Source organism: Psychrobacter sp. 1Y4 (assembly GCF_051847555.1).
The window spans coordinates 141,261-153,787 of sequence record NZ_JBPYDE010000002.1 but is presented as its reverse complement, the minus strand read 5'-3'; the positions used below and the strand labels follow the sequence as shown (position 1 = coordinate 153,787).

The 12,527-nt window shown below is 43.4% G+C and carries 10 protein-coding genes; 6 read left to right on the top strand and 4 right to left on the bottom strand.

What is annotated here, in order from left to right:
• Nucleotides 1–69: 69 nt before the first annotated feature.
• The 4 genes from ACS8FC_RS02115 to gmk all read right to left on the bottom strand — a co-directional run bounded on the left by ACS8FC_RS02115 (nt 70) and on the right by gmk (nt 4,281).
• Nucleotides 70–450 carry a RidA family protein gene (locus ACS8FC_RS02115; protein WP_299217568.1) on the bottom strand — a complete coding sequence of 127 codons (381 nt, stop codon included), beginning with the start codon at nt 448–450 and terminating at the stop codon, nt 70–72.
• A gap of 125 nt (nt 451–575) precedes the next feature.
• Nucleotides 576–2,762 (bottom strand): RelA/SpoT family protein, encoded by a 2,187-nt coding sequence (locus ACS8FC_RS02110; RefSeq protein ID WP_439295729.1) that lies wholly within the window; start codon nt 2,760–2,762, stop codon nt 576–578.
• Nucleotides 2,763–3,220: 458 nt separating this feature from the next.
• Nucleotides 3,221–3,481, bottom strand: a complete 261-nt coding sequence (gene rpoZ / locus ACS8FC_RS02105; protein ID WP_058369370.1) for a DNA-directed RNA polymerase subunit omega — start codon at nt 3,479–3,481, stop codon at nt 3,221–3,223.
• Between the two features lie 170 nt (nt 3,482–3,651).
• On the bottom strand, nt 3,652–4,281 hold the full coding sequence (gmk, locus tag ACS8FC_RS02100) for a guanylate kinase (RefSeq protein WP_439295728.1): 630 nt from the start codon (nt 4,279–4,281) through the stop codon (nt 3,652–3,654).
• A gap of 303 nt (nt 4,282–4,584) precedes the next feature.
• On the opposite strand from gmk, the gene ispH reads away from it, so the two are divergent.
• The 6 genes from ispH to ACS8FC_RS02070 all read left to right on the top strand — a co-directional run bounded on the left by ispH (nt 4,585) and on the right by ACS8FC_RS02070 (nt 12,463).
• Nucleotides 4,585–5,541 (top strand): 4-hydroxy-3-methylbut-2-enyl diphosphate reductase, encoded by a 957-nt coding sequence (gene ispH, locus ACS8FC_RS02095; protein ID WP_058369368.1) that lies wholly within the window; start codon nt 4,585–4,587, stop codon nt 5,539–5,541.
• A 10-nt stretch (nt 5,542–5,551) separates the two neighbouring features.
• Nucleotides 5,552–5,797, top strand: coding sequence for a hypothetical protein (locus ACS8FC_RS02090; protein ID WP_058369367.1), 246 nt, complete (start codon nt 5,552–5,554; stop codon nt 5,795–5,797).
• Between the two features lie 105 nt (nt 5,798–5,902).
• On the top strand, nt 5,903–6,718 hold the full coding sequence (locus ACS8FC_RS02085; protein WP_439261857.1) for a thioesterase family protein: 816 nt from the start codon (nt 5,903–5,905) through the stop codon (nt 6,716–6,718).
• A 240-nt stretch (nt 6,719–6,958) separates the two neighbouring features.
• The gene (locus ACS8FC_RS02080) at nt 6,959–8,479 is read left to right on the top strand and encodes a catalase (protein ID WP_439261855.1); all 1,521 of its coding nucleotides are present in this window, start codon (nt 6,959–6,961) and stop codon (nt 8,477–8,479) included.
• Nucleotides 8,480–8,727: 248 nt separating this feature from the next.
• Nucleotides 8,728–10,746 carry a molecular chaperone HtpG gene (gene htpG / locus ACS8FC_RS02075; RefSeq protein WP_439261854.1) on the top strand — a complete coding sequence of 673 codons (2,019 nt, stop codon included), beginning with the start codon at nt 8,728–8,730 and terminating at the stop codon, nt 10,744–10,746.
• A gap of 211 nt (nt 10,747–10,957) precedes the next feature.
• Nucleotides 10,958–12,463 (top strand): C13 family peptidase, encoded by a 1,506-nt coding sequence (locus tag ACS8FC_RS02070; protein WP_439295727.1) that lies wholly within the window; start codon nt 10,958–10,960, stop codon nt 12,461–12,463.
• Nucleotides 12,464–12,527 lie beyond the last annotated feature (64 nt).

Below are 12,527 nucleotides of genomic sequence, written 5' to 3'. Positions count from 1 at the left end.
ATAGTTATCTTTTAAAAAGTATATTTTTTGATTGAATCATTTGAGAGTCAAGTAAAACAATATAGCAGTTTATTCAATATATAAAATGGCTTCAATCTCAACGACGCCACCCTTTGGTAGCGCAGCAACCTGTACGGCAGCACGAGCTGGGTACGGCTCGCTTAAGTTTTCGACAAAGACCTCATTTAAAACAGCAAAGTCACTTAAGTCAGTCAAGGATACGTTAAACTTCACCACATCGCTTAAGCTACCACCAGCAGCTTCACAAACGGCCTTTAGGTTAGCAAATACTTGCTTGGCTTGCGCTTCAAATCCGTCACGTAATTCCATCGTTTCAGGGTCAAAACCAAGCTGGCCTGAGATATATACGGTATTACCAACTTTTACGGCTTGTGAATAGGTACCAACAGCTGCTGGCGCTTTATCAGTTTGGATGGTTTGACGGCTCATGTTGTATCCTTGTCTTATTTTTACTGGTTTAGTTTGCAAGAGTTTTTGCTAAAAGTTAGCAGGAGAGTCTAGCACTATTTTGGATTTTTTTAAATTCATACAAAGAGTAACGCGCGCTTGTACGCTTATAGCTGATATAGGCGTACGATATTAGGAAAGCCGAGTAAAGAGCGCAGTTCACGAATACCTTGCGCCAAATGATCACGGCTACGGACAATGACGTGAACGATGGTGTCGCTGCTACGTACATCGACAGTTTCGACGCCGATATTAAGCTGACGCAAGTGGTAGATAACTTCACTGATTTGTTCATCGCTAAGGGCAATCGACAGTTTTAGGTAAGCTGGAAAACGAATCTTTCCATTTTGCTCATCTTCTTCACTTTGTTTGATCGCTTTATCACTACGCCAGCGTAACTGTATGACCTGATAAGGATTGTCTTTACGGATATCATCAAGCGAGAAGCACTTATGACGATGAACAACCAAGCCATGACGTGAGAGATGTCCAACGATAGGGTCACCATAGATAGGATGACAACAATTGGCAAAATCAATCTCAACACCGGTGGCATTTGCAATCAGTTGCTGCGGTTGTACCATACCATTGTGGGGTCGTTGAGCCTGTAAATTGCTGACTTCATCACTGAACAAACGTGACACTACAAGCTGTGGTAGCAAGGTGCCAGAGCTTATTTGTTCAAAAAGCGCGCTTTTCTCTGGTAAGCCGCGCCATTCGATAAGATTTTGCCAATCATTATCCGTCAAGTCGTCGAGGTTCTTTTGGTAGGTCTTTAATGCGCGATCCAAAGCTTGCTGCCCATGATGCTGTTTATCAGCCGCTGATAAGTCTTTAAACCACCGTAAAATCTCTTCACGGGCTTTGTTGGTCACGACAAACCCAAGCCATTCAGCTTTTGGCTCTGAGTGACTATTGACTTCGATTTCGACCAATTGGCCGTTTTTGACTACCGTACCCAGCTTGGCTTTTTTACCCTCAATATTGGCCCCAACCGCTACGTTACCGACCATAGGCCCGACAGCGTAAGCGAAGTCTAGCGCTGTTGCCCCCTGTGGTAACTCATAAGCACGTCCCTGCGGACTATAACAGATGATTTTGCTAGAATGCAGATAGTCCATCAGCTCGTTAATGGTAGAGACGGCCGCGGTGAAGTCAGGGCTGTTCTCATCTAAAGTATCCTCATCAACCAAGTCTTTCATATTGCGTAATGAAGCTTGAATGACGGATTGACTCACGTCAGACGCATGTTCTGCACCGATAACCCCAAGCCTGGCTGCATTTTGCATCTGTTTGGTCAAGATAGTGACTTTCACAAAATCGTTATCACGTTCATAAATCAGGGTGAGCGACTGATTGCCGCCGGGCAGAGGTCTGCGAATATTGTCTTCAATATGTGAGTCATCGATTTGATACTTTTTAATCAAATAATATGCCAGCTTGTCACAAGCTTCAATATTATCCAGCACAATCTCAAATGCATAATGGCGAAGTAGGGCATTGATTTCACCGCGATTACGGAAGAACTGTCGATATATAGCCACGCGATTATCTAACACCTTTACATGACCACCAAGCCCCAAGTTATTAAGAACTATGGTCAGATAACGATGAATAGCTTCTCTTTGAAAATTACGTCCAAGACCATGCTGCAACAGTTTGTCAGATAACTTGTTGTACATATCAGAGTTAAGATTGCGATAACACAAGACTTCAATGTAATCAGCAATATCGTTGAGACCCATCAAGCGTGCAAATGGCACATAAAAATCCAAGGTCTCTTGGGCGGTAGCGCGCTGCTTTTCAGGACGAACCGCATCAAGCGTTGACATATTGTGCAGACGATCGGCAAGCTTAATGATTAGCACGCGTGGATCATTTAAAGTTGCAGTGAGGATTTTGTGAAAAGTAGCGGCTTTGTTTTGCTGCTTGTTGTGAGTAGAGGATTTGAGCTTGGTGACGCCATCGACCAGTCTTGCGACAATTTTGCCATAGCGCTGTTCAATCTGCTCATCACTAACCTCTGTATCTTCGACCGTATCATGCAAGATTGCTGCGATGATCGTATCTCGATCTAGCCGAAAGCCGGCCAATATTTCAGCGACCGCTATAGGATGAGTAATATAAGGCTCACCTGATTTGCGCCGGTCTTTTATGTGCGCAACATCACCAAAGGCACAAGCATCTATAATGTCGCGACGCTCGGCTGCACATAAATACCCAACCGAACGCAGTAAGTTATACTGAGCTTCATCAACCAGATGGTGACTGAGTTTGGGTAAGGTTTGGCTCATAGAGTGGCGATCCTATTGTTCGTGACATGACTGGGAATTATTACTCAACCAGTTTTTATACATCTGATGGCTTAATGCTAATGCTAATGCTAATTCTATATGGATATGAGTTGTACGGTTGTCGCCATGAAAATTATGCTTGTAAAGATAGCTCAGCTACAAAGTCTTTCTATTTTTATTACTGCGACGCCACCCTCTAATTAATCGTAAATTGCGTTAAATGTCAACTACTAAGCGCATAGACACTTTAAATATCTTAAAACTACAATCATTGATATAAGCTGTCCGTGAACATAAATGATTAACAATCGTTTAGAAAAATACAGCAGATATAAACGGCAAAAACCACAGCATGACACTGTGGTTTTTATTACTGCAATCTATGTTGTAGTGTTTTTATCTAAGCTGTCATATAGAATATATGGCGACCGCTCAAACAAAAACAAGACTATATCACGCTAGAAGCTATGATCGCCTGACAAGGCTAAATCTAGTGAGCTTGTGGCAAAGTTGTGCTCTGGCTGATTTAGGATATCGCGAGTAATCTTACCAGCGGCAATTTCACGCAATGCCAATACAGTCGGCTTATCGTTGTCGACTTCTACTAACGGCTCGGCAATGCCTTTTGCAAGCTGACGAGCACGTTTGCTGGCAACCAATACCAATTCAAAGCGATTATCAACATTCTCTAAGCAATCTTCAATCGTTACTCGTGCCATAAATAGCTACCTCGGTTGTTTTTATCAGTAACGAATATAGCTCGCCACTTAATAAAAATAGTATCAAAAACATAAGGGTCAATAATTGGCTATTATAGCATTTATTTACTCAAACGCGCAGTTGCTTTTTATACCTTATATTCTAAGTACCACAGCACTAATCAATCGACTTATGATTGGTCAGCTGGGTCTGACAATAGGTTTGTAATGACGCGACTATAGCGTTGCTGTTGACGTCTTAGCGTTTGTCTATCTGCTACGATGATAGATTTTAGCTCTGTTAACGCCACCTCAAAATTGTCGTTAATCACCACATAGTCGGCATGTACATATTGCGACATCTCGTTCACTGAACCTGCTAAGCGCTGTTCGATGACGTCGGTGCTGTCTGTCGCACGTGTCGATAGACGTTGACGCAATGTCGCCACACTTGGCGGTAAGATAAACACCATGATTGCTTCAGCAAATATCTTTTTGACTTGCAGCGCCCCTTGCCAATCAATCTCCAAAATAACATCAACGCCTGCTTCTAGTTGCGTACGTACACTTTGCTCTGAGGTGCCGTAGTAGTTGCCAAAGACTTCTGCATGCTCTAAAAACTGACCTTCAGCGATAGCTTTAGTAAAAACATCGACACTAGTAAAGTGATAATGATGACCGTCAATTTCCCCAGGTCGCGGCTGACGGGTAGTATGAGAGACACTGACAGTCAGATCGTTGGTGGTAGCAAGTAACTGTTTGACCAGTGAGGTCTTGCCAGTACCAGAGGCTGCAGTAATAATAAACAATGAACCTGTCATACAGTGTGTCCTAGTAATAAATGAGTAATCAAATAAGTAAGCAGATAAAGACTGGTAAAAAAAGAAAATGCCATCATGTAAAACGATAGCAAGTACGACTAATAACAATTACGTCTACTTTAATAATTATAAATTGCTTTTGATATCGTCGTATTGATGAGTAATCCTGTCAAAGTTATGACGATTGCGACTATGGTATTTTAGAAGGCAATAAAAGCAAATTATGCTAAAGTAGCGTATTGTTCCACTCTAATTTTTTGAATTCAAGTTTAGAATCTAAATTATCTAATGATAGGCCGTCTTATGCAAATTTATCTTGCTAATCCACGCGGATTTTGTGCTGGTGTGGACCGCGCAATTGCGATTGTTAACGAAGCATTAACGCGTTTTGAGCCCCCTATTTATGTACGTCACGAAGTTGTACATAACAAGTTTGTGGTTTCAGACTTAGCCAATCGCGGTGCTGTATTCGTTGAGGAGCTCAATGAAGTGCCAGATGGCTCAATCGTTATTTTCTCAGCGCATGGCGTCTCAAAAGCCGTTGAAGATGAGGCAACACGCCGTGACCTGACTGTATTTGATGCCACTTGTCCACTAGTCACTAAGGTACATATCGAGGTTGCAAGATTTGCGCAGGATGGTATGGATGCAGTGCTGATCGGCCATGCCGGTCATCCTGAAGTTGAAGGTACAATGGGACGCTTTAACCGTCGTCATGGCGGGCAAATACATCTGGTCGAAAACGAGGGCGATGTCAAAGAATTGACGGTACAAGATGCCGAACGTTTAGCGTTTGTTACCCAAACCACGCTGTCAATGGATGATACCGCGCGTGTCATCGATGCATTACGCGACAAATTTCCTAGTATTCAAGGGCCACGCAAAGATGATATCTGCTATGCCACTCAAAACCGACAAGACGCGGTCAAAGATTTGGCTGGACGCTGCGAAGTCGTCTTGGTGGTAGGCTCACCAAACTCATCGAACTCTAATCGTCTGCGTGAATTGGCAGAACGTATGAGCTGCCGCGCTTATTTGATCGATAATGCCAGTGAGATGAATCGTCAATGGTTTGAGGGGATTGAAAGTGTTGGGGTGACTGCTGGCGCGTCTGCACCTGAAGTGTTAATTCAAGAAGTGCTACAACAGCTTCAAGACTGGGGTGGTGATTTGCCCAGTGAGTTGTCAGGTATCGAAGAAAACGTGACGTTTAGTTTGCCAAAAGCGTTACGTATCCCAGTTACCCAAGTAGGTAAATAGGCAAAATAACATGAAAAAACAGAAAAAAAGATTTGTATTGTCAGAGGCGACACTTGATGAGATTAACAGACAATTAACAGTTAATATGTTTGTCATTGGGCTGCTGGTCATGTTGCTTGGTCTAAACACAGTGCACTTTATAAAAGAATACAATCTTTTTTACGGACTTCTAATCGCCACTGTCATTTTCTTATTGTTCTTGATGATAAAGAGCCGCAAGATTCTTAAGATGAAAAAACAAGAGTTTACTAAATAGGGCGTAAAGGTAGACCAACGCTCGAGTATTCTATAGGTTATACAACCTTACGACATCTAAAAACACTATATCTAAAAATACTACATTCAAAAACTAAGGATGGTTATGTCAGCTTACTATAAATTTATAAACCGCGAGCAACAAGCCGATGGTAGTTGCGTGGCACACTATCAACCAACCAAGCATGCACAAGGCGCTTGGAACGAGCATGAGCAGCATATGGCGCCAGCGACTGGGTTATTGACTGTCGAATTGGAAAAGTTTGTACCGCAAGCCAATATGCGAGTTGCTCGTATTAGTCTTGATATCTTGGGACTGATTCCACTTGATGAGTTTACTGTTACTACCCGTTGTATTCGTCCAGGCAAGACTATTGAATTAATAGAAGCAGTCATGAGTAGTCGTGGTCGTAATTGTATTATTGCGCGCGCTTGGCGTTTGATGACTCAAGATACCAGTGCTGTCGCAGGACTAGAAGATCAGAAGGCCTTGCATCAGCCAGACGAGCTGCCTGTTTGGGGAGATATGAAAGGTTGGCCGGGCGGTTTTATTGAAAGCGTGCGGTTGGTCGCTGCTCCAGAGCGTCGGCCAGGCAAGGGTATGGTCTGGATAACCAATGATATCGAAATGGTAGCAGGTGAACCCACTGATGACTTGGTCCATCTTTTGGGTATGGTTGACACGGCTAATGGCGTCGTACCTCGACTTGGCATAGAACTGTCAGCTGCTCAATGGATGTTCCCAAATACTGATTTGCAAATTCATATGCATCGCGCACCGAAAGGTCGCTGGCTTGGTATCGAAGCGGTGCAACAGTACGGCGATGATGGGATAGGACTGACCAGTGCAGTATTGCATGATGTACATGGGCCTTTTGGTCGCAGTGAGCAGATTTTGACGATTCGCCCAATGCCGCACTAATTATAACTGACATGTAGTTGGTCGACTTGACTCAAATTGAGTACCATGAAGGACCCATTTTATGTTAAGAGCCAATTTATGTTCTAAAAATCAAAACGGAAACATGCGTTTAATTTATTATACTAATAGTTGAAAATCGGTTCTAATAGGAATTAGTAAGACAATAAGTCATATATAAGTCATATATAAGATGCAATGATGGATGTCAGTCTCTAATTTATTCCTTAAAGGAGCCCTACAATGAGCGATAAAAGATGCCCTTATGATCCTACCCAGCTCACCATGAGCAATGGTGCCCCAGTGGTAGATAACCAAAATAGTATGACCGCAGGTAAGCGTGGTCCATTACTGGCACAAGATTTATGGCTTAATGAAAAGCTGGCTGATCTCAATCGTGAGGTGATTCCAGAACGTCGTATGCACGCTAAAGGCTCTGGTGCGTTCGGTACTTTCACTGTTACCAACGATATTACTAAATATACTCGGGCCAAAGTTTTTAGCGAAGTTGGCAAGCAGACTGAGATGTTTGCGCGTTTTAGTACCGTTGCAGGTGAGCGCGGGGCAGCCGATGCTGAGCGTGATATTCGTGGCTTTGCGCTAAAGTTTTATACCGAAGAGGGTGTTTGGGATATGGTAGGTAACAATACCCCAGTATTCTTTGTCCGTGACCCGCGCAAGTTTGCAGATTTAAACAAAGCGGTAAAGCGCGACCCACGTACCAATATGCGTTCTGCGACCAATAATTGGGATTTTTGGACACTATTGCCCGAGTCTTTGCACCAAGTGACTATTACGATGAGTGATCGCGGCTTGCCAGCTTCGTATAGGCATATGCACGGCTTTGGCTCGCACACTTATAGCTTTATCAATCGTGATAATGAGCGCTTTTGGGTGAAGTTTCACTTTGTCACTCAGCAAGGTATCAAGAACTTAACCGATGCTGAGGCCGCTGATATCATCGCAAGCAACCGCGAAAGCCATCAAGAAGATTTGCTCAATGCTATCGATAACGGCGACTTTCCAAGATGGAAAATGTATGTGCAAATCATGCCAGAGGTAGAGGCGGATCAAGCGCCTTACCATCCTTTTGATTTGACTAAAGTATGGCCAAAAGGCGATTATCCACTAATAGAAGTGGGTGAGTTTGAATTAAATAAAAACTCTGCCAACTATTTTGCAGATGTAGAGCAAGCGGCTTTTGCACCTAATAATCTTGTACCAGGTATCAGCGCTTCACCAGATCGCATGCTACAAGCTCGCTTATTTAGCTACGCCGATGCTCAGCGCTATCGTTTGGGCGTCAATCACAAGCAAATTCCAGTGAACAAACCACGTTGTCCTGTGACAAGTAACCAGCGAGATGGCCAAGGCCGTGCCAATGACAACTATGGTAGCCTACCGCACTACGAGCCTAACAGCTTTAGACAGTGGCAAGATCAGCCTGACTATGCTGAACCACCACTCAAGATTGATGGTTATGCCAAGCATTACGATTTTCGTGAAGACGACAGCGACTACTTTAGTCAACCACGCGCATTGTTTAACCTCATGAATGATGAGAAAAAACAGATGTTGTTCGACAATACTGCAAGAGCAATGGGTGATGCTCTAGACTTTATTAAGTATCGGCACATTCGCAACTGTAACTGGTGTGATCCTGCTTATGGCGAAGGCGTGGCCAAGGCGCTGGGCATGACCGTCGAAGATGCGATGGCAGCGCGGGATACAGATCCTGCACGTCATCTGCCTAGTTGTCTATAGACTGCAAATTGTATGAATTTATCTAAAAGTACCGCCTTAGAAAACTAGGGCGGTTTTTTTACGACTAATAATTGTTTTTAGGTTATTTGAACTTGAAATTTTTGCCCATGCCCCTATTTGATTAATCAGCCTAGCAGTATTTACCGCGCAGTTTTGTGCATAAGTTGCGCTCATCTGCTGGTACTTGATGTTCTTGTGATTAATCTATGCTGGCTACAGCATTTTTGGTATAAATAATAGGAGTTTTTATGAGTGAGCAGGCCCAAGCGGATAATAAAAATACGGATAATCTTAATGCTAATAGCAGTACCGCTACTGAAAGTACCCCTGAATTAAAAAAACATACTTTTGAAGCAGAAGTGGCGCAGTTACTACATTTGGTGACCCATTCGCTGTATTCTAATGCCGACATCTTTGTGCGTGAACTGGTCTCAAACGCCTCTGATGCTTGTGATAAGTTGCGTTTTGAAGCAACCAATGATGACAGCCTTTATGAAGACGATGGGGAATTAAAAATCCGTATCGCAGTCGACACCGATGCTAAAACCATTACCTTTACTGATAACGGTATTGGTATGAATGAAACCGATGCCATCGAAAACTTAGGAACGATTGCCAAGTCGGGTACCAAAGCATTTTTAGATAAGCTGTCTGAGTCGCAAAAGCAAGATGGTCAATTGATCGGACAGTTCGGTGTTGGTTTTTACTCAGGCTTTATCGTGGCAGATAAGATTAGCGTTGAATCACGTAAAGCAGGTGAGCCTGCGGATAAAGGTGTGCGCTGGATATCAGACGGTACTGGTAGCTTTACCGTTGAGACAATCAACAAAGCACAGCGTGGCACTGCCATCACTTTGCACTTAAAAGAAGAATATAGCGCAGGCGAAGACAATTACCTTGATCGCGGTAAAATCAAGCGTTTGGTCAATAAATACTCAGATCATATCAGCTTGCCCATTCAGATGCGTAAAGAAGTTTGGCAAGAAGATGTCGCTGATGACAGTGACGATTCAGAAGAAAACAGCGCACCTGCTGGCGGTGAAATGGTACTTACTGATGAGTGGGAAACCATCAACAAGGCTAGTGCACTATGGACGCGCTCAGCATCTGAGATTGAAGATGATGAGTACGTCGATTTCTATAAGAACATCACCTATGACATGGATGAGCCACTAACTTGGACGCATAACCGCGTTGAAGGCCGTGTACAGTACACGCAACTGCTTTATATTCCCAAAAAAGCGCCGATGAATTTGTATACGCGTGAGCAGCAGCATGGTCTTAAGCTGTATGTCAAACGCGTCTTTATTATGGATGATGCTGAGCAGTTGCTACCGATGTACTTGCGTTTTGTGAAAGGGGTTATCGACTCAGCAGACCTACCATTGAACGTCAGCCGTGAGCTGCTACAAGAGTCGCGTGATGTAAAATCTATCCGTGATGGTAACGCGCGCCGAATCCTCACCATGCTCGCAAGCCTTGCCAATAGCGAAGATAATGACAAGCAAGAAAAGTTCGCCCAGTTCTATAGTGAGTTTGGCGATGTGATCAAAGAAGGTCTTGGCGAAGACATGGGTAACCAAGAGCGTATTGCTAAATTGCTGCGTTATGCAACCAGCACTGACGATAAGGTTGCGACCAGCTTTGAGGACTACAAAGCGCGTATGAAAGATGGACAAAAAGCCATCTACTATCTAACAGCCGACAATTTGTCTGCTGCAAAAAATAGCCCACAACTTGAGCTATTTAAGAAAAAAGGCATCGAAGTTATTTTGATGACCAGCCGCGTTGATGAATGGGCGATGAACTTCTTGACGCAGTTTGATGAAACACCATTGCAGAACATTGCAAAAGGTGCGGTAGATTTAGGCGACTTGCAGGACGATGAAGAAAAAGCAGAGGCTGAGAAGGCACAAGAAACCATGAAGCCAGTTGTCGATAAGTTAAAAACGACGCTTGGTGATCGAGCTAAGGATGTCAAAGTATCGACGCGTCTGGTCGATAGTCCAGCTTGTTTGGTCGTAGGTGAGGGTGAGTTGTCGCCACAAATGATTCAAATGCTGCAGCAAATGGGGCAGGAAGTACCAGAGAGCAAGCCCACGCTTGAGGTGAACCCTGAGCACCCGCTAATCAAAAAGCTTGAGAGCAGCGAGCAATTTGATGACCTTGCGCAAGTGATCTTTGATCAAGCGTTATTAGCAGATGGCGGTCAGCTTGAAGATCCAGCGGCTTATCTTAAACGCGTCAATGAGCTATTGATGAAATAATATCTATTAATTGAATTAAAAAAGGTCTTGGTTTCAAGGCCTTTTTTTGTTTGATTTTTAATTCAGTATTTTATAGGGTATTTTACAAATCATGCTTATCGTCTTAGCTGACAATCCGTTACAATCGCGATAGATTAGCAAGATAAACTATGAGGTTATGTTATCAATATGATGGTAACCATTTGTCTCGACTAGATAGAGGTCTAAGTCTTTGCCACTCTCGTCGCTAAAAACCGTTTCCCTTCAGCGCTTTTCACTCAACTTCGCTGCCAATATTATTGCTGCTCTTTGGATGTTGGTAGGGTCAACGCGTGCGTTTTCTTGGGTAAAGCCAACATTTATACAATTTGTGCTATTTGCCTTATTAGCGTTAGGCAGCAACGTTTTATTTTCTTGGTTGGCTGCTGAAGCTGGTAGTGTCTTTAATGAGCAAGGATTGGTCAGTTATCTAATTTGGCCTGCTATTATCTCTTTGGTCGGTATCGTTCTGGCGCGGCGTTCTGGTAATCATACCTTGGTGTTTGTACCAGTGGTGCTATGGTTGGTAGCTGACACATTATCTGCGCTGCTGCAGAGCATCGTACAGGTTTTGGGTAGTCATGGGTGGTTACCGGATTGGAGCTATTCTTTTCTACCGATATTGTTTTTAGTGTTGTTCTTGTGGCAAACATTAGCATTGTTATGGATATTTGCCCGAAGACAGCGTACCCCCTGGTGGGAGCGCATTACTATTTTATTGGGAGCGGTAGCATTACTAACCATTTGGCAGCGTAATGTCGCAGATCAACCTATTTTTAAGCAGATACCCATACAGCCTGTGTTAGAGGAGGCAGCACTGTATGAGCAGCCACGTCTATTACAACAAGCATTAACAAGTATTGATCCAAATGTAGCTGGCAAGAATGACTGGTACTTTATGGGAGTGGCAGGGTTCTCTGAGCAAAACGTTTTTCGTTCTGAAATAAATAAGGTGCGAGAATTGTTTGATGTGCGCTTTGGCACTAGTGGTCAATCATTGGCGCTCATCAACAATACTTATAGCTGGCTGGACGAGCCAGTCGCGACTAAGACTAGTATTTTACAGGGATTAAAAACAATCGGTCAGCAAATGGATGCTGACGAAGATGTTCTATTCATGGCGTTATCTTCACATGGTGACCAAGACTTTATTCATTTATCTAACCCGCCACTTGAGATGGATAATTTAGATGCTACGTGGCTACGAGAGGCGCTTGACGCTTCGGGTATTCGCTGGCGTGTGATTGTAGTGTCCGCTTGCTACTCTGGTTCGTTTATTGATGAGTTGGCTTCGCCAACTACCGTGATAATTACTGCCTCAGCTGCTGATAAGATGTCGTTTGGCTGTACCAATACGGCTGAGATGACCTACTTTGGTCAAGCATTTTTTGCAGAAAGTTTACGTGAAAACACCAGTTTTGCTGCAGCCTTTAAGGATGCGCGTCTACGTGTTAGCGAGCGCGAAAACTTTATGGGCTTTGAGTCATCAGACCCGCAAATGGTCGTCGGTAGTTTGATGGAGACAGCATTACCAGCGTTTGAAAAAGTATTGTTTGATAAAACGCGCTCCTCGGTAGAGCATCTTACTAATAATACGGAAGCCAGCGGCGCAATGCTTGAAGATACTATTAATAATAATGCCATCAATGATGATGCTATCAATAGTAATAAAAGCACTGCTATGTCCGGCGCAAAGTAATGAATAAGCGTCATTTTGTTTAAGTCATAGTAGCGATCTACTATGCTCGCCACTATTATCATCT

Bases quoted from the DNA above. Each gene is read 5' to 3' on its own strand.
- gmk (WP_439295728.1), bottom strand. From the start codon at position 4,281: ATGACAGGTTCATTGTTTATTATTACTGCAGCCTCTGGTACTGGCAAG.
- ACS8FC_RS02110 (WP_439295729.1), bottom strand. From the start codon at position 2,762: ATGAGCCAAACCTTACCCAAACTCAGTCACCATCTGGTTGATGAAGCT.
- ACS8FC_RS02080 (WP_439261855.1), top strand. From the start codon at position 6,959: ATGAGCGATAAAAGATGCCCTTATGATCCTACCCAGCTCACCATGAGC.
- ispH (WP_058369368.1), top strand. From the start codon at position 4,585: ATGCAAATTTATCTTGCTAATCCACGCGGATTTTGTGCTGGTGTGGAC.
- ACS8FC_RS02090 (WP_058369367.1), top strand. From the start codon at position 5,552: ATGAAAAAACAGAAAAAAAGATTTGTATTGTCAGAGGCGACACTTGAT.
- htpG (WP_439261854.1), top strand. From the start codon at position 8,728: ATGAGTGAGCAGGCCCAAGCGGATAATAAAAATACGGATAATCTTAAT.
- ACS8FC_RS02115 (WP_299217568.1), bottom strand. From the start codon at position 450: ATGAGCCGTCAAACCATCCAAACTGATAAAGCGCCAGCAGCTGTTGGT.
- rpoZ (WP_058369370.1), bottom strand. From the start codon at position 3,481: ATGGCACGAGTAACGATTGAAGATTGCTTAGAGAATGTTGATAATCGC.
- ACS8FC_RS02085 (WP_439261857.1), top strand. From the start codon at position 5,903: ATGTCAGCTTACTATAAATTTATAAACCGCGAGCAACAAGCCGATGGT.